At 62.4% G+C, this 18,249-nt stretch carries 13 protein-coding genes; 9 read left to right on the plus strand and 4 right to left on the minus strand.

All coding sequences use genetic code 11. The annotated features are described in order from the left end of the window. Position 1: 1 nt before the first annotated feature. The 5 genes from IEY38_RS06995 (at position 2) to IEY38_RS07015 (ending at position 6,959) form a co-directional block, all read left to right on the plus strand. Complete coding sequence (locus IEY38_RS06995) at positions 2-2,449, plus strand: type II secretion system F family protein (RefSeq protein ID WP_188976507.1); 2,448 nt, start codon at positions 2-4, stop codon at positions 2,447-2,449. Between the two features lie 38 nt (positions 2,450-2,487). Continuing rightward, complete coding sequence (ligA, locus tag IEY38_RS07000; protein ID WP_188976508.1) at positions 2,488-4,152, plus strand: ATP-dependent DNA ligase LigA; 1,665 nt, start codon at positions 2,488-2,490, stop codon at positions 4,150-4,152. A gap of 63 nt (positions 4,153-4,215) precedes the next feature. Continuing rightward, on the plus strand, positions 4,216-4,962 hold the full coding sequence (locus IEY38_RS07005) for an MBL fold metallo-hydrolase (RefSeq protein WP_188976510.1): 747 nt from the start codon (positions 4,216-4,218) through the stop codon (positions 4,960-4,962). Positions 4,963-5,060: 98 nt separating this feature from the next. Then, positions 5,061-5,540, plus strand: a complete 480-nt coding sequence (locus IEY38_RS07010) for a hypothetical protein (RefSeq protein ID WP_188976513.1) — start codon at positions 5,061-5,063, stop codon at positions 5,538-5,540. A gap of 135 nt (positions 5,541-5,675) precedes the next feature. Further along, a complete protein-coding gene (locus IEY38_RS07015) occupies positions 5,676-6,959 on the plus strand; it encodes an outer membrane protein assembly factor BamB family protein (RefSeq protein WP_188976515.1) in 1,284 nt (427 codons plus the stop codon). A gap of 28 nt (positions 6,960-6,987) precedes the next feature. Here the strand turns inward: IEY38_RS07015 and IEY38_RS07020 are convergent, their stop codons facing one another. Both IEY38_RS07020 and IEY38_RS07025 read right to left on the minus strand, forming a co-directional pair. Continuing rightward, positions 6,988-8,094, minus strand: coding sequence for a DNA topoisomerase IV subunit A (locus IEY38_RS07020; protein ID WP_170097951.1), 1,107 nt, complete (start codon positions 8,092-8,094; stop codon positions 6,988-6,990). 1 nt (position 8,095) lies between these two features. Next, the gene (locus IEY38_RS07025; protein WP_188976517.1) at positions 8,096-10,486 is read right to left on the minus strand and encodes a DNA topoisomerase VI subunit B; all 2,391 of its coding nucleotides are present in this window, start codon (positions 10,484-10,486) and stop codon (positions 8,096-8,098) included. A 138-nt stretch (positions 10,487-10,624) separates the two neighbouring features. On the opposite strand from IEY38_RS07025, the gene gyrB reads away from it, so the two are divergent. Continuing rightward, positions 10,625-12,553 (plus strand): DNA topoisomerase (ATP-hydrolyzing) subunit B, encoded by a 1,929-nt coding sequence (gyrB, locus tag IEY38_RS07030; RefSeq protein ID WP_188976519.1) that lies wholly within the window; start codon positions 10,625-10,627, stop codon positions 12,551-12,553. Further along, a complete protein-coding gene (gene gyrA / locus IEY38_RS07035; RefSeq protein WP_188976521.1) occupies positions 12,550-14,994 on the plus strand; it encodes a DNA gyrase subunit A in 2,445 nt (814 codons plus the stop codon). The genes gyrB and gyrA overlap by 4 nt, the downstream gene beginning before the upstream one ends. A 218-nt stretch (positions 14,995-15,212) precedes the next feature. Here gyrA and rocF read toward each other — a convergent pair whose 3' ends face one another. Together rocF and IEY38_RS07045 are read right to left on the minus strand one after the other, a co-directional pair. After that, positions 15,213-16,127 (minus strand): arginase, encoded by a 915-nt coding sequence (rocF, locus tag IEY38_RS07040; protein ID WP_188976523.1) that lies wholly within the window; start codon positions 16,125-16,127, stop codon positions 15,213-15,215. Between the two features lie 62 nt (positions 16,128-16,189). Beyond that, the gene (locus tag IEY38_RS07045; protein ID WP_188976524.1) at positions 16,190-17,107 is read right to left on the minus strand and encodes an NAD-dependent epimerase/dehydratase family protein; all 918 of its coding nucleotides are present in this window, start codon (positions 17,105-17,107) and stop codon (positions 16,190-16,192) included. 110 nt (positions 17,108-17,217) lie between these two features. Between IEY38_RS07045 and IEY38_RS07050 the strand changes: the two genes are divergently transcribed. Both IEY38_RS07050 and IEY38_RS07055 read left to right on the plus strand, forming a co-directional pair. Further along, a complete protein-coding gene (locus IEY38_RS07050; RefSeq protein WP_004515710.1) occupies positions 17,218-17,751 on the plus strand; it encodes an Rrf2 family transcriptional regulator in 534 nt (177 codons plus the stop codon). A 145-nt stretch (positions 17,752-17,896) separates the two neighbouring features. Next, positions 17,897-18,249: FAD-dependent oxidoreductase (locus IEY38_RS07055; protein ID WP_188977336.1), on the plus strand; the 353-nt coding region annotated here is incomplete at its 3' end.

Here is an 18,249-nt window from a genome sequence, read left to right on the forward strand (position 1 = left end):
CATGGCGCTGAACCCGCTCGGTCTGGCACCGCTCGCCGTTGTCGTCGGGATTCTCGGGTTAGTCGGCTATAGCACTGTCAACGAGCGATTCGACCGCAACGTCACGCGGCTGTCCCGACGGCTCTTCGGCCGGTACGTGGGCCAGTCGCCCGAGCGGGAACGCCAACTCGAAGCTGCATACGTCGACGAGACGTACCGCGGCTACGCTGCCAGAACGCTGGTGTACGCCTGTGTCGGTGCCGTTGGCGGAGCTATCACCGGGGCGTACGCTATCGGCGGCCTGCTGTTGATTCTGCCGGCGCTGGTGAACCTCGCACAGGGGCTCCCCTCGACGATGGTGAACGCCTTCGGCCTGCGAACGTTCGAACTCGTGTTGACGCCGACACAGACGCTGTACATCCTCATCGGCGGCGGTGTGCTTTCGGGCGCAGCGACGGCCGGACTCACGTACCTCTACCGCTGGGAACGGCTGAAAAATCAGGCGGACGTGCGGAGCCGGAATATCGACGAGGGAATGGCTCGTACCATCGCGTTCATGTACGCGCTCTCTCGTGGCGGCATGTCCTTCCCCGACGTGATGCGTGTGCTGGCCCGGAATCAAGAGATCTATGGCGACACGGCCAGAGAGGTCGGCGTCGCCGTCAGAGAGATGGACCTGTTCGGCCGGGACATGATCTCGGCGCTCGAACACGTCTCCCGGCGGACCCCCAGCGAACAGTTCAAGACCTTCACCGAGAACCTCTCCAGCGTCCTCCAGAGCGGCCAGTCGCTGGCCCCGTTCCTCCGCGAGCAGTACGAGCGCCATCAGGAGGAAGCCGCCGAGCGTCAGGAGGACCTGCTGGAACGGCTGGCCACGGTCGCCGAGGCGTACGTCACCGTGTTCGTCGCCGCTGTGCTCTTCCTGATGACGATTCTGCTCGTCTTCGGCCTAACGACGACGGACACGCTCTGGCTATTACAGATGATGGCGTATCTCGTCATCCCGCTGGCCAACGTCGGGTTCATGGTGTATCTCGATAGCAAGCTTCAGTCGCTGGGAATCGGGAGCGGCGGGACGACGGACATTCTTGATCGGTACGAAACGGCGACACTCGGGAAACCCAGTCTGGGGACCGGCCGGCTCGGCCTGACTGACGGCGGTGTCGTCCCGGCCGACGAGGCGAACTGGCTCCGCCTCCGGTTCTACGACCGCATCAAGTCGCTCCGGGAGCTGCTTAGCTCCCCGATCCAGTCGCTCGTCTGGAACCCGGTGTACGTTCTCTACCTTGCCATACCCGTCGCGGTGGTGCTGTTGCTCGTCCGTTCCCCCGTGGCGTTCCAGACGTCATCTGTTAACATCCGCATCCTCGACGACCTCGCCATCCAGTCGCTCCTGCTGATTCTTGGGCCGTTCGCGCTGGTGCGGTTCATCTACACCCAGCGGCTCTCGCGTATCGAGAACGCGACACCGGATCTGCTCGAACGGCTGGCGAGCCTGAACGAAGCCGGGATGACTGTCGTGGAAAGCCTCCGACGTGTCCGGGGCAGTGACATCGGCGTCCTCACGCAGGAGATGCACCGCATCTGGGCCGACATCAGGATGGGCGCGAACGTCGACGACGCCTTGGTCCGGTTCGGCCGCCGGGTCCAGACCACGGCGATAACGCGCATCGTCACGCTGTTGACCCACGCGATGCACGCCTCCGGCCAGCTCGGCCCGGTGTTCCGCATCGCGGCGACCCAGTCGCGGGCCGACCTCCGGCTGAAGCGGCGACGACGCCAGCAGATGCTCACCTACCTCGTCGTCATCTACGTCGCCTTCCTGGTGTTTCTCGTCATCATCGTTGCCGTCCAAGAGGTGCTCGTCCCGAGCCTCCCCTCCAGCGTACCGACGCCGGCCGGAGAGTCGAACCGCCTCGGCGTCAACGTCGACCAGTTCGCTCGCTTCGGTCGCGTCGACAAAGCCGCGTACACGCTCGTGTTCTTCCACACCGCCCTCATTCAGGCGGTCCTGACCGGCTTCATCGGCGGTCAACTCGGCGAGGGGACGCTCAAGGACGGCGCGAAACACGCCGCGATTTTGCTGGGCGTCGCCTACGTCGCGTTCATTCTCCTCTCCTCGCCGGTCGCATCGATGACGGTCACCAGCCCCGCCGTCTCCGGCGACCAGATAACGGTCGAATCGGCATCGCTGTCAGAGGGTGGGTTCATCGTTGTCAGGGAGTTCGAGGAAGACGGTAGAGTGCTCGGGACCTCCGAGTACCTTCCGTCGGGGTCCCACAGCGATGTACAGATAACGCTTGACCGGCCGCCGTCGACCGGCCAGTCGATCGTACTCGTCGCCCATCAGGACACCAACGGGAACCAGCAACTCGACTATCCCTTCGGCAGCAATTCAGGGTCGCCGGACCGGCCGTATGCGTCGTCGACGGCCGGCGAGAACGTCACTGTCGAGTACACGGTCGAGTGACGCTGGATTTACGGTGCCGAATCGGGTAGGAGGCGCTGATGGAGTTCGCCGCCTTCGCCGACCGTGCCGAAGCAATCGAAGCCGAGAGTTCCGACACCGCGATAACCGAGGCGGTGACCGGCCTGTTCACCGACGCAGGGCCGGATCTCTCGACGCTCGCTCGCTTCGTACAGGGCCGGGTGTTTCCGGCCTACGAGTCCCGCACGCTCGATATCGGGCCGCGGCTCTGCTACGAGGCGATTGCCCGGGCGGCGGGCCAGAACATCAGTGCCGACGATGTGGAGCAGCGCCTCGCGGATGTGGGTGAAATCGGTGCTGTCGCAGCCAGCTACGACCTCGGCGGCCAGCAGGGACTCGCCGCCTTCGGCGCTGGTGGCGGAGGGAACGACGCGCTGACCGTCGCGGAACTCGACACCGAGCTACGGGAGCTGGCCGCTGTCGACGGCAGCGGAAGCCAGGGGACGAAAGTCGACATCCTCTTTGGCCTGTTCTCGCGGTGTTCGTCGACGGAGGCCGGCTACCTCGCCCGCCTCGTCCTCTCGGAGATGCGTATCGGCGTCGGCGAGGGGACGGTCCGGGACGCCGTCGCGGCCGCTTTTGACGTGTCAGTCGAGGCCGTCGAACGGGCCGTACAGGTGTCGAACGACTACGGCATGGTCGCCGAAGTGGCCCGCGACGAGGGGGAGTCCGGACTGGCGACCGTCACCCTCGAGATCGGTCGCCCCGTTCAGGCGATGCTGGCACAGGCGGGTACGGTCGCCGGCGCGCTCGAAGACTGGGACCGCGCCGCCGTCGAGTGGAAGTACGACGGCGCTCGCGTGCAGGTCCACTTCGACGGCGAGGACGCGCGGCTGTTCTCCCGGAACATGGAGGAAGTCACCGACCCGCTTCCGGAGATCGTCGACACTGTCGAATCGGCGCTAGACGCACCGGCAATCCTCGACGGCGAGGTGGTCGCGGTCGACGCCGACGGCGACCCGCTCCCGTTTCAGGAGGTGCTGCGGCGCTTCCGCCGGAAACACGACGTAGCTGCGGCCCGCGAGGACGTGGCCGTCCGGCTACACGCATTCGACTGTCTGCACGCCGCCGGTGAGGACCTGCTCGATGCCCCACTGGAGACGCGCCACGACCGTCTCGAATCACTGTTCCCGGCTGACAGCGATGTTGTCTCCCAGATGTGGCTGTCAGGCGACTCCGAGGAGATTGAAGACTTGGAAGCTGAGGCCCTCGCCGCCGGACAGGAGGGTATCATGCTGAAAGACCCAACAGCGGCGTACTCGCCCGGCAAGCGGGGCAAGCACTGGCGCAAGCGCAAACCCGACGTGGAGACGCTGGATTGCGTCGTCACCGGCGCGGAGTGGGGCGAAGGCCGCCGGGCGAACGTGCTTGGCTCGTTCGAGCTTTCTGTCCGAACCGACGACGGCTACGCCACCGTCGGGAACGTCGCGACTGGCATCACCGACGAGGAACTGGACGACCTGACCGAGCGGTTCGAACCGTACATCCAGAGCGAGGACGGCCGCGACGTAGTGCTCGACCCGGCCGTCGTTTTCGAGGTCGGGTACGAGGAGATACAGGCTTCGCAGTCCTACGCCTCGGGCTACGCGCTTCGGTTCCCGCGGTTCCTCTCGGTCCGCGAGGACAAGACGCCTGACAGCGCTGACTCGCTGGAGCGTGTCGAGCGACTGGCCGAGTCACAGTAGCGCCGCTGGGCCGTTTCGAGACGGACCGACACGCGTAATGGGCGTCTCCGAGAACACCCGCTCATGACAGTCCGACACGACGGCATCACCGCGGAGTGGCTCGGCTACGCGACCCTGCGGCTGGAAGGCGAGGAGACGGTTGTCTACTTCGACCCTGGCCGGTACGGCGTCCTCACTGGCGAGTGGGAACCAGACACGCCCGGTATCGGTCACCCGCCGACGCAGGACTACGCCCCGAAAGACGGCGACATCGTCTGTGTGACCCACATCCACCACTACGACCCCGACGGCATCCGCCGCGTCGCAAGCGAGGACGCCACCGTCGTCGCGTTCGAGGGCATCAACGTCCACGCCACCGACCGCGACTTCGACCGCCTCGCCGATCTCGACTATGAGGTCCGTAAGGTGTCGATGGAGGCCAACGTGCTGGTCGACGATGTTCCCATCTGGACGATGCCGGCGTACAACCACGAGGACGGCCGAAATGTGAAAGACGACGGCAGCCCGATCCACCCGAAGGGAATCGGTTGTGGTTTCCTCGTCTCCTTAGACGATACCCGCGTGTTCTGGCCCGGCGACACCGACGTGCTGGACGGCCACGCCGAACTCGACGTGTCGCTGTTCGTCCCCTCTATCGCAAAGAACTACACGATGAACCGCCACGAAGCCGCTGACCTCGCTGAAGAGATGGATCCTGACCTCGTGTTGCCGATGCACTACAACACGTTCGAATCTCTGGAAGCGGACTCCGGTGCGTTTGCCGAGGACGTCGCCAAACGCGGGGTCCCGGTCGTCTTGGACGAAAGCTAGCTGGTGCAACAGCCAGACCACGTGACCTGAGACGACGGGCACCCAACTTCACCTGTCAGTCAAAACAATATTAAATCGCTCATAGGAACACGACTGTGATGGAACGCTCCAGCAAACGAGCAGGGGAGGCACGGTCCTCGACTGATCGAGCGCCCTCGTTTGGGCACCTACTGCTAGTTTGGGTCCTCATTGGGTCGTCCCTCTGGTCTCTCGGTGCTACGGTGGCTGATGCGATTCAGGTCGAACTTCCGCTATCGACGATGGGGACAGGCTTGTTGTTCGGAACGGTCGTCGTCGTGCTGTTCTGGACAGTCGGCTTTCACCCCTCACTCGCGGCCAGTTTCGGGTATTTCGTTACCGAACAGGTCATCAACATAGTCCTGCTTTTCGGTGCCATCTTTCTCTTCGTTCCGCCCTCTACACCGTGGGCCACGGCTGTGCTCCAGTTCAGTTCGATCTGTCTCGCTGCGACGCTGGTGTTTACGCCCGTCGGGAAGCAGATACGGACCTCTTTCCGGCGATCTGTCCGTTCTTTGCTTAAACTACCGCCCCAGAAGCAGTCGGCTAACAACGATTGATCGGTCGCCACGTAGAATCGGGCTAAACGCGGTTTGACTCGCTGCTACTCAGATCGCGGATATCGTACGCCTCCGACTGCACCGACCCTTCATTTGACAGAAAACACTTACCGAGCGACTGGAGTTAGACTGTCAATGCCCTCCTCCCGTCGGCGATACCTTCGTGGCTGTGCCGCGACCCTCGGACTGGCAACCGCTGGTTGTCTGGGTTCGAACGAGTCAACGGAACCAACGCCGGCGAAAACCAGTACAGCGACGGAATCAGAGACTGGGACTGCCACCCCCACACAGAGCGGGCAAACGGAACCGTTTGTCGCTTGGCGGCAGTCACTCGATGCAAAAATCACTGCCCAGCCAATCAGTACGGGGACCCGTCTGTACGTCGGCACAGAGTCGGGCACGGTCACATCACTCGCAACTGCTGACGGGAGCCAGCAGTGGTCCTACGACGCGAGCGAACCCATCCGCTCGCAACCGAGACGTGTCGAGAACACCATATTCGTCATAACCGGGAAAGAGGGGCTGTACGAGGACCACGTCGTCGTCGCACTCGACACCGAAACCGGCTCGAAGCAGTGGACGTTCGCTCCCGGAGAGTGGTGGCTGGAGTTGCTTGGCGCGACCGGGAAGCGAGTGTACGTCGGAACGAACACTGACACCCGGGCAAAGCAGGGACAGACGCTCTATGCACTCGCCGTTTCTGATGGGTCGGTACAGTGGTCCGGCGAAGTCGGCAATCAGTACGAGGGGGCCGTTCGAAACGGGACGATATACGTGGCCTCGCGCGGCCGATTCTACGCGTACGACACTGAGACCGGTGAGCAACGGTGGGCCAACGATGTCTCGGACTACCACTCCCAGACGATGGTCGCCACCGACGACACGCTCTGTTATGCTGCTGATATGGACGAGACTCGGGGCACGCTACTCGGCGTGGATTCCGACACTGGGGAGACGCTCTGGACCCACGGGGAAGGGTCCATCGCATCGACGACGCTCCACGACGGGACGCTCTACGCTGGTGGGACACACGTCGCCGCGCTCGACCCGACGACTGGCGAGCAACGGTGGCGAACGGACCAGTCCGGGGACGTCCAACAGGCCCCGGTTCAGAACGGGACTCTCTATACGGGTGGCGACGTGGTTCGCGGTCACGACAGTAGTACCGGTGAACTGGACTGGACGTGGAGTCCGGAGACGAACGTTAAAGGGGTGGTTCCGGCGGCAGTCGTGTCAGATACGCTGTACGTGGACTCGTGGGCGTACGGCGATCCACGGAATCGGTTCAAATTCGCGCTGGATACGACGGCAGGAACGAAACGGTGGGCGTTCGATGTCGAGAGCGACCTAACCGATCTTTCTGTCGACGAAAAACGGGGATATGTCGCCGCTGACGATACCGTGTACGCGCTGGAATAACTGAAAAAACGTCTCGCTGGCGCTGTTTCTACAGCACGCCCATCTCGTCTAGCCGCTCGGGCAGGTACGTCTCCGTCACGAAGTCGAGCCCCCGAGACGCGAGCGCCTGCTGCTCGGCCTTCTTGTTGATGTCGAGCTGGAGTTCGATCTGCTCCTCCCAGAAGTCGGTCTGGAAGCGCGGGTCCTCCAGTTCGCTCTCCAGGGCGTTGACGTCGGAGTCCGACAGCGGGTCCGTCGGCAGTTCGTACTCGACGATGTCCTCCGGGCGGATGCCGATGAACTGGGCTTCGGGCGTCGCCAGATACTCCGAGAGGTGTGCGCTTTTGATCGAGCCGTAGGAGACCGACCCGAAGATACGGTACGACCACGGGTCACCGTCAGTGAACACCGTGACCGGGAGGTCGAGTTCGTCGTGGAGCCGCTTGATCAGCCGCCGGGTCGCCCGTGCGGGCTGGCCGCCGAGGTGGACGACCAGCGCGTCGTATTCGTCGTCGAACCCGTTCTCGACGAGTCGGTCGCGCATCCCACCGGTCTCCACGCAGAGGACGAACTTCGCGTCGTTGTCGAGGAATTCGATGGTGTCGGGGTTGTTCGGGATCTGGTAGCCGCCCTGCCCCACGTCATCCTGACAGTGGATCTCGCGGTCCCCGCGGTTGGTCTGCTCGCGGAGGAGCAGTGGCCCCATCACCTTCGCTCCGGACTCCTCCGGGCGCATGTGGAAGTCCTCGCGTTTGACGTCGGAGACGATCTCCAGATCCTCGATGAGGTTGTTCGACTCGTCCTGTGTGTTGAACTGGGCTTCGTCGAGGTCCCAGGACTCCGAGAGGTAGTACAGTTCACGCAGGGTCGAGGAGCGGTCTTCCTCCAGTTGCTGTGAGAGGAAGTCGATGGTGTAGACTGCCTTCAGGATCTTTTCGGCCCCGGATATCGTCTTGGCCGACCGCGTAGAGTTCCGGTCGCCGTACACCCAGACCTGCTCGTCCTCGTCGAAGACGATGTTGGACTTGGTCCGGGTAGGAATCGTCATTGTCGGGACCTCGCCGTCGGCGAACTGGTCGTAGAAGTCCGCCGCGAGGTCGATGAGTTGCTCGCGCGCTTCCTCGGTGTCGGGTGTGGTGTCTGAGTCGGTGCTCATATCAGGCGTTCACCGTGAGTTTCTCTTCTTCGATGCCGTCGACCGAGACGGTGAACTCGGCCTCGCCAGTCACGCTGTATTCGAGGACGGCGGTTTCACCAGCCCCGACGGTCGGGGACCACTTGACGAACCACTCGCCGTCCATTTCGACGACCGATGCGCCGTTGGTGACCTGTGGTTCGGCGGTGACGATGTCGGTCAGTTCCACGTCCGCGTTCGTGTCGTCGTTGTTCTCGATGCGGACCCGGACCGTGTCGCCCTCAACCTCGCGCTCGACGAGGACGTTGTTCATGATGCGGGCCAGCGAGTCGTCGATGTGTAGCTCGTCGTTGTCGGTGACTTCGGTGAGCTTCTCGGCCATCTCCGGCAGGATGGTCGCCAGCTTGTCCTGTTTCTCGCGACGCTGTTGCATCGAGCGGCGCTTGTTCAGGTAACTTTTGAGCTCGCGGGCGGCCTCCCGGATGGCGAGTTCGATCTCGTCTTCCATCTCGGGGACATTCGCGATGGCGTCCTTGGACTCGCTGGTGAAGGGGACGTTCGTCGAGGCGACGTGGACCATGATGACGGCCGGCCCCTTCGGGATGCCGGAGCCGCCGGGCTGGTCGAGGTTGTAGTTGCGCCAGCGGATGGACTTCACCACGTCCGTCGTCGCACAGGCCCCGCGCTGGTACACCAGCGGGACCCGGTTGGCGAATCGCATCACGTCGACGGTCCCCTCGCTTTCGAGTTCACCGCCGTAGGCGATACCGGCCTCGACGATGAACGGGTCGCCGCCGTGGACCGACGCATCCCGCGTCGAGGCGGCGTAAAAGTCCGCGTCGAACTCCTTCCGAAGTCCTTCCTCGACCAGTTCCGCGCTGATGGGGGAGAGACAGTCCGTCGGTGGTGCGATGATATCCGTCTCGCGCATCGCCGACAGCAGTTCACTCGCCGTATCGCGGTCGTCGGCGATGTCGGAGACTTTTGGTGGCTCCTCCGGAACACCCTCGGCGGCCGTCCAGAGCGCCTCCAGCACGTTCTCGCGGGCCGTCTCACCGAAGGTGGCGTCGTCTTGCTCCTCGGTCATGTCGGCCGCACGGTCGATGTAGCCCCGGAGTTCGTCGCGGGTCAGCCGGTGGCGGCCGTCGTCGTCGAATTTGTCGGCCAGTCGACTCGCCAGCCCCTCGATCGCGGCGTCGTCTTTGCGTTTCGTTGTTACCTCGTCGACGAGCGCGTAGAGATCGCTCGATAGGTTGTCGCTGACGGCACCCCAGGCGGCTTCGACGGCGTTTTCTCGAACTGTCGCGCCAAACGTCGTGTCGCCGTCCGCTTCGGCGTCTTCGGCCGCCGAATCGACGATAGCTTCGACCTCGTGGTACGCGACTCGGTCACGGTCGTGGATGGCGTCGGAAACGGCGGCTGCGAACGTCGCAGTGGTCTCAGCGCCTTTGTTCGCCACGGCGTCCTCGACAGCGCGCTCGATGTCGGCGTCCTCGTTGACTTTCGGCGGCTGCCAGGCCATGCCGCGGCCGTAGTGGCGGTCGTTGAAGTTCGCGATGACGCTGTCGGCGGTCTTCCCACCGACGCGGGTGAACTCCTCCTGCATGAAGCCGGACACAGAGTAGGAATCCGTCGCTTCGAGCATCTTCAGGAGTGTCCCCAGTTCGACGCCGTGGGGGTGCGGGCGGATCTCTTCCGTCTCGTCCGGGAGTTCCGCGCGCTCGGCCCGCTCGAACTTCAGGGACTCGTCCAGCCCCGGTTCGTCGAACTCGACGCGGGCGTGGGGGTTGACTACAGCGGTGTCCTGAATGTAGTCCCGCAGTGTCGACCGGGCCCGCATATTGGCTTCCATCTCCAGTTCGATACGCGTCCCATGGGGACGCTCCCACGTCGTCGTCTCGTCGACGCTGATCTCGGGCTCATTGGTGTCCGTGTCGACGATGAGTTCGAAGTACTGTGCCTCGTCCTGTCCCTTCGGTCGGGACGTTATCTTTGCCGGCTTGCCCGACGTCAGCTGCGAGTAGAGCACAGCCGCGGAGATACCGATCCCCTGCTGGCCGCGGTTCTGCTCTCTGGCGTGGAACCGGGAGCCATACAGGAGCTTCCCGAAGATTTTCGGCGCCTGTTCCTTCGTAATCCCGGGGCCGTTGTCCTCGACGACCAGTTTGTAGTAGTCCCCGGACTCCTGAATCTCGACGTAGATATCGGGGAGAATACCGGCCTCCTCGCAGGCGTCGAGCGCGTTGTCGACGGCCTCCTTGACGGCCGTGACGAGTGCCCGGGCCTCCGAGTCGAAGCCCAGCATATGCTTGTTCTTCTCGAAGAACTCGGCGATGGAGATGGCCCGCTGGGATTCGGCCAACTCCTCGGCGATCCCTTCGCCCTCGCCGAGTCGCGACTGATACGAGGTCATTGTCGTGCGGTACGTACCCGCGTCGGGGTTAAAAGGTAATCGCCACCAGAGTGAAAGTGAAAACTGTCCCCGAAACCGCGGTCCCGCGCGCGTGCGGGAGCTTTATACGTGCCCCTCTATTAGGACGGGTAAGTTCCTATGTCAGGAGAGTCTGATGAGTACGGCGCAAAGTCGATCCAGACCCTCGAAGGGCTGGAAGCCGTCCAGAAGCGACCCGCGATGTATATCGGGTCGACGGACGCTCGTGGCCTCCACCATCTTGTCTATGAGGTGGTCGACAACGCGATCGACGAGGCGCTCGCCGGCTACTGTGACAACATCGACGTAACGATTCACGACGACGGTTCAGTCTCTGTCAGCGACGACGGGCGAGGTATCCCCGTCGATACCCACGAAGAGCACGGCCGCCCGGCCGTCGAGGTCGTGATGACGATCCTCCACGCGGGTGGGAAATTCGACAACAAGTCCTACCAGGTCTCCGGTGGCCTCCACGGGGTCGGGGTGAGCGTGGTCAACGCGCTTTCGAAGTGGCTCGAAGTCGAGGTCAGGCGCGACGGCGCGCTCTGGAAGCAGCGCTTCGACCACGGCAAGCCCGAGTACGACCTGAAGAAGGTCCGCGACCTCGAACCCGACGAAGAGACGGGGACGACGGTCCGGTTCTGGCCCGACGACGAAATCTTCGAGACCGGCGAGTTCAAGTTCTCGACGCTCTCGTCCCGACTGCGTGAGCTCGCCTTCCTCAACTCCGGTGTCGCCATCTCTATCCACGATGAGCGCGACGGCGAAACGGAGACGTTCGCCTACGACGGCGGCATCCGCGAGTTCGTCGAGTACCTGAACGAGACCAAGGACCCGCTCCACCGGGATATAATCTACTTCGAAGACGAGGAGGAAATCGCGGAGGGGCCGGTCCAGGTCGAGATTGCCATGCAGGGGACTGACGACCTGCAGGGTTCGATCCATGCCTTCGCCAACAATATCAACACACGCGAGGGCGGGACACACCTCACCGGATTCAAAACATCACTCACACGGGTCGTCAACGACTACGCGACCGACAATAATCTGCTCAAAGATCTGGACGATACACTCAAAGGCGACGACATCCGGGAAGGACTGACGGCCGTCATTTCTGTCAAACATCCCGATCCGCAGTTCGAGGGGCAGACCAAGACGAAACTCGGCAACAGCGAGGTCCGTGGCATCGTCGAATCGGCGATGCACGACGGACTGGCGACTTTCTTCGAGGAGAACCCCGACACGGCCGAAGCCATCGTCGGGAAGGCCGTTGAGGCCGCAAAGGCACGGAAGGCAGCACAGAAGGCCGAGGAACTCACCCGTCGGAAGTCGGCGCTCGACTCGACCGCATTGCCCGGAAAGCTGGCCGACTGCCAGACGCGAGACCCCGAGGAAGCCGAACTGTTCATCGCCGAGGGTGACTCTGCGGGCGGCAGCGCCAAACAGGGCCGGAACCCGGACTTTCAGGCGATCCTCCCTATCAAAGGGAAGATCCTGAACGTCGAGAAACACCGGCTGGACCGGATTCTGGAGAACAACGAGATACGGAACCTCATCACCGCGCTCGGGACCGGTATCGGCGACGAGTTCGACATCGACGACCTGCGCTACGAGAAGATCATCCTGATGACCGATGCAGACGTCGACGGAGCACACATTCGGACGCTCCTGTTGACGCTGTTCTACCGGCACATGAAGCCACTGCTGGAAGCAGGCTACGTGTACGCCTCCCAGCCACCACTATACCGGATTCGCTACCGTGGAAACACCTACGATGCGATGACGGATGCAGAGCGCGACACGATCATCGAAGAGAAGTGTGACGGCAACCCCACGCAGGTTCAGCGGTTCAAGGGCCTCGGTGAGATGAACCCCGATCAGCTCTGGGAGACAACGATGAATCCCGACAACCGGATTCTCAAGCAGATTACCATCGAGGACGCCGCGGCCGCGGACAAGATGTTCAATATCCTGATGGGCGACGCCGTCGAACCGCGCAAGGAATTTATCAAGGAGCACTCGCCTGAAGCGGAGTGGGTCGACATATGAGTTCTGACGCGAACGACGCGAACGCCCCGGCTGAGCAGATCAAGCACGTCCGCATCGAGGACGAGATGGAGCAGTCCTACATCGACTACGCGATGTCGGTCATCGCGGGTCGGGCGCTCCCGGATGTCCGGGACGGCCTCAAACCCGTCCATCGGCGCATCCTCTATGCGATGCACGAGATGGGCGTCTCCTCGAACACCGCTCATCGGAAGTCCTCCTCGATTGTCGGCGACACGATGGGTGACTACCACCCACACGGCGACTCGGCCATCTACGACACGCTCGTTCGGATGGCACAGGACTTCTCGATGCGGTATCCGCTGATCGACGGGCAGGGGAACTTCGGGTCGATGGACGGCGATCCGGCGGCCGCCATGCGGTACACGGAAGCCCGCATGGCCCCCATCGCCGAGGAACTGCTCGAAGATATCGAGAAAGACACTGTCGACTTCTCCAGTAACTACGACGACCGCCTGCAGGAACCCGACGTACTGCCGTCGAAAGTACCGAACCTCCTGTTGAACGGGTCGTCCGGGATTGCTGTCGGCATGTCGACCAACATCCCGCCGCACAACCTCGGCGAACTGGTCGACGCAACGGTCCACCTGCTCGAAAACCCCGACAGTACGGTCGAGGACCTGATGGAGCACGTCAAGGGACCGGACTTCCCGACCGGCGGCAACATCGTCGGCCGCGACGCCATCTATTCGGCGTACGCGACCGGCCGGGGCCGTCTGCGAGTTCGCGCAGAGTATGAGGTCGACCCGGAGGAGGGTCGCATCGTCATCAGCGAACTCCCCTATCAGGAGAACAAGGCCCGCGTCGTCGAGCGTATCGCCGACGACGTGAACGAGGGAAAAATCGAGGGCATCTCCGACCTGCGGGACGAGTCCGACCGCAACGGCGTCCGGATAGTCATTGAACTCAAGCGTGGGGCAAACATCGACGTGGTCGAAAACCGGCTGCTCGACCACCATCTGGAATCCACGTTCGGCGTTATCAACCTCGCACTGGTCGACGGCCAGCCCAAGGTCCTCTCACTGAAGGAGAGTCTCCAGCACTACATCGACCACCGTCGCGAGGTCGTCCGCCGGCGCTCCGAGTACGACCTCGCCGAGGCCGAGGACCGCGCCCACATCCTCGAAGGCCGGCTGAAGGCGCTGGAAAACGTCGAGGACGTGGTCGAACTCATCCGCAACAGCGAGGACCGTGACGCTGCTCGGACCGGGCTGCAGGAGTCCTTCGAATTCTCGGAGGATCAGGCCGCCCACATCGTCCGGATGCAACTCGGCTCGCTCACCTCGATGGAAGCGGCCGAAATCGAGGACGAGTACGAGGACGTACAGGACACTATCGACTACCTCGAATCCGTCCTCAACAGCCGCGAGAAGCTCGACAGCGTCATCGCCGACGAACTCCAGGAAGTCAAAGACGACTACGACGACGACCGTCGGACGAGCATCATCGAGGACGAAGGGCAGGTCACCCACGAGGACCTCATCCCCGAGGAGGACTGCGTCGTCGTCATTACCGAGGACGATTACATCAAGCGGATGCCCGTCGAGAACTTCGATCCCCAGAACCGCGGCGGCAAGGGGATCATCGGGGCCGACCCCAAGGAGAACGACCGGGTTTCGAAGGTGTTCCGGGCCAACAGCCACGACTACCTGCTCTGTTTCACCAATCAGGGGCAGGTCTACCGGCTCAAGACCTACGAGATCCCGGAAATGTCCCGCACTGCACGGGGCAAGTCCGCCATCAATCTCATTGACTTGGACGACGGTGAGGAACTGACCGCCGTCGTCTCGACCGACGAGTTCGGTGACGACGAGTGCATCACGATGGTGACCCGGAACGGCTACGTCAAGCGGACCTGCTGTTCGGAGTTCGAGAACATCCTCTCGACGGGTATCATCGCCGCCAAGCTCGAAGACGGCGATGAACTCATCGACGTGGACGTCACCAACGGCAATGGCGACCTCGTCATCGCCACGGAGGCCGGAATGACCATTCGCTTCAGCGAGAGCGAAGTCAGCGAGATGGGTCGTTCCGCACGCGGCGTCAACGGCATCAAACTGCAGGACGACGACAAGGTTGCGGCGATGGTCGCCACTGACGACGACGACCCCCGGTCGCTGTTGACCGTCACAGAACACGGCTTCGGGAAGCGCACCAAACTCGATGAGTACCGCACCCAGTCCCGCTACGGCAAGGGCCTCATCGACATCAAGACTGACGACCGCAACGGTCGCGTCTCAACGGCCAAGGCGGTCACCGACGAGGACCATCTGGTCATCATGTCCGAACAGGGCCAGATCATGCGCATCCGCGCCGGCGACGTGTCGCAAGTCGGTCGGAACACAAAGGGTGTGACGATTATGGGACTCGAAGAGGATGACCGCGTGGCGAGTGTGACAGTTGTGCCGGCAGAAACCGAATAGCAGCCGCGAGCGAAGCGAGCGGCCTTTTTCGCCCACGTTTTTGCCGCGAGCGGTGGCCTATGGCCACCCGAGCGGGAAAAAGGTGGAAGCGGGGTGACGATTATGGGACTCGAAGACGACGACCGCGTGGCGAGCGTCACTGTGGTCCCTGCCACCACCGAAGAGTAAGGCTCGATTCCCGGTCGCGTGGTTTGTATCGCCTTCTTGCGGTTAAACAGTTACAGCACGCGTTTGCCGAAAGCGCTGGCGACGAGTTCACAGGCCAGTTCGGCGGTGCGGTTGTGTTCGTCGAGAATCGGGTTCACCTCGACCAGTTCCATCGAGCGCAGCTGGTCGTGGTGTTCGGCGACGTACTCCATCGCGATGTGGGCCTCGCGGTAGGAGACGCCGCCACGAACCGGCGTCCCGACGCCGGGGGCCTCCGTCGGGTCGAGCCAGTCGAGGTCGAGCGAGACGTGTATCCCGTCCGTCCCGTCGGTCGCGATCTCCAGTGCCTCGTCGACGACCTCTGGCGCGCTCCGGGCGTCGATATCAGACATCGTGTATGCCGTGATATCACTTTCTTCGATCAGCCGGCGTTCCCCGTCGTCCACATCTCGCAGACCGACGATAACGACGTTTTCCTCGCTCACCGCTGGCGTGTGCGCCCACTCGTGGTCCGAGAACACACCGAGACCGAGGACAGCAGCCAGCGACATCCCGTGGATGTTCCCGCTGGGTGTCGTCTCCGGTGTGTTGAAATCGCCGTGGGCGTCGAACCAGATGACGCCCAGTTCTTCATCCTCGCGGGCCGCACCGGCGATGGTCCCGATGCCGATAGAGTGGTCGCCGCCCAGAACGAGCGGGAATCGTCCCTCTTGGAGGGTCGCATCGACTGCCGTCGTCACGTCCTCGCAGACTTCTTTCGTCTCCCTGAAGAACTTCGCGCGCCCACTGTCCAGCCCGCCGGCATCAGGGTCGCTCTCTTCGGGTCGTGGCACGGCGATGTCTCCGCCGTCGATGCAGTCGATACCGATGTCCGTCAGCTGGTCGGCGAGGCCGCCGTACCGTATCGCCGACGGCCCCATATCGACGCCACGCCGGTCGGCACCGAGGTCCATCGGCACGCCGAGCACGCGAACCTGTTGTTGCATACTATCGCCTCCACGGGCGGCGAATAAAGACCCAGCGTTGGATCGACGACAGGCGCGGCTTCCTATGTATACGGCGCACAGACCAGCTCGATACCCTCTTCGAAGCTGATCTCCGGTTCCCAGCCCGTCGCCTCGTGCATCTTCGAGAAGTCAGCGCAGGTGTCGTGGACGTACACGTCCTCGGGAATCGGGTTCTCGACGTACTCCGGTTCGATGTCCGTTCCGAGTTCGTCGTTCAGCATCTCGACGACCGTGTTGAAGTCGTAGGCTTCGCCGGTTCCGAGGTTGTACACGCCGTTTAGCTCGTGCTCGGCGGCCAGGACGAGCCCACGGACGATGTCGTCGACGTGGGTGAAATCGCGAGTCTGCTCGCCGTCACCGTACAGCTTCGGTGCGTTGCCGCTGGCCAGGTCGTCGGCGAACTGGGCGATGACGTTGGCGTACTCACCTTTGTGTTCCTCTGCGCCGCCGTAGCCCTGATACACCGAGAAGAAGCGCATCCCGGCCAGCGTGAGGTCGTAGTGGTTCTGGAAGTACTCGGCGTACGTCTCTCGGGCCATCTTCGAGGCCTCGTAGCCAGTGTTGACCGTCACATCCATGTCCTCCGGCGAGGGTTCGGTTCGGCTGCCGTAGATGGAAGACGTCGAGGCATAGACGACGGTGTCACAGCCGTCGTCCCGGGCCTGCTCGACTGTGTTGACGAACCCCTCGACGTTCACGCGAGCGCCGTGGGTCGGATTGTCCTCGTGCATCGCGTAGGAGGAGAGTGCCGCGAGGTGGAACACGACATCCACGTCGGTCGGCAGGTCGTCATCGAGGACGCTCTGTTCGACGTATTCTACGTCTTCTGATACGTTCTCGGGCGTGCCGAGGTACCCGTCATCTAGGGCGACGACATCGTTGTTCTCGGCCAGTTTGTTCGCGAGGTTTGTCCCGATGAACCCCCCACCGCCGGTCACCAGAATACGATTATCTTCCATATCTGTGTCAGGTCAGCGATGCAATAAAGTACTAACGTTTTCCGCGATTCTAAGACGGTTCCAGACGGTTTACCGTCGCATTTAAGGACGGCTGTACCGAACAGGACATTATGTCATCTATCGAACTGACACCCAGTCAAAAGAACATTTTGCAGGAACTGGTAAATCTCTATCGGGAAAGTGAAAGCGCTGTCAAAGGCGAGGATATTGCCGAAAAAGTCGACCGAAACCCCGGTACGATCCGCAACCAGATGCAGAGCCTCAAGGCCCTGCAGCTTGTCGAGGGTGTTCCCGGCCCCAAAGGTGGGTACAAGCCCACCGCCAACGCCTACGACGCGCTCCAGATTCAGGACATGGACCAGGCTGCGGAAGTCCCGCTACGCCATAACGGCGAGCTCGTCGAACACTCGAACGTCGAGGAGATCGACCTGACCAGCGTCCACCACCCCGAGGAGTGTCGTGCGGAGATTCAGCTTCAGGGTACGATGTCCGAATTCCACGAAGGCGACTCGGTGACAGTTGGGCCGACACCACTGTCGAAGCTCCAGATTATCGGGACTCTCGAAGGCAAGGACGACACTAACAACAAACTCATCCTCGCTATCGACGATATGCGGGCACCGGCGGGCGAACCGGAACACTAGTCCGTGTCTCTGGTTTTTTGAATTGTTTTTCTGCGGTCACCGGGGCCGCATCATACCGCATTGGTTCCGGATCTCGCCGGAGAATCCTTCCCCCGCTGAGAGGGATTTCAAAGGGTTTGTATCAGTTGGTTTCGGAGTCTCCGGTATGACAGAGAACGTGGTCGTGCTCGGAGCGGGGTACGCTGGCGCGGGGGCAATAAAGAGTTTAGAGGACGAGTTAGATGGTGAGACGGATGTTGATATTACGTGGGTTTCTGAGACGGACTATCATCTGGTCTTGCACGAGTCCCACCGCTGCATCCGGGACCCGAGCGTCCAGGAGAATATCGCTATCCCCGTTCACGAGATCAAGCAGCCTTCGACCGAGTTCATTCAGGACGAGGTCGTCGGCATCGACACTGATGCTCAGGAAGTCGACCTCGCCGATTCCGACACCGTCGAGTACGACTACTTGCTCGTGGGGCTGGGCTCCCAGACGGCCTTTTTCGGCATCGAAGG

Source organism: Haloarcula sebkhae, from assembly GCF_014647415.1.
Lineage (GTDB): Archaea > Halobacteriota > Halobacteria > Halobacteriales > Haloarculaceae > Haloarcula > Haloarcula sebkhae.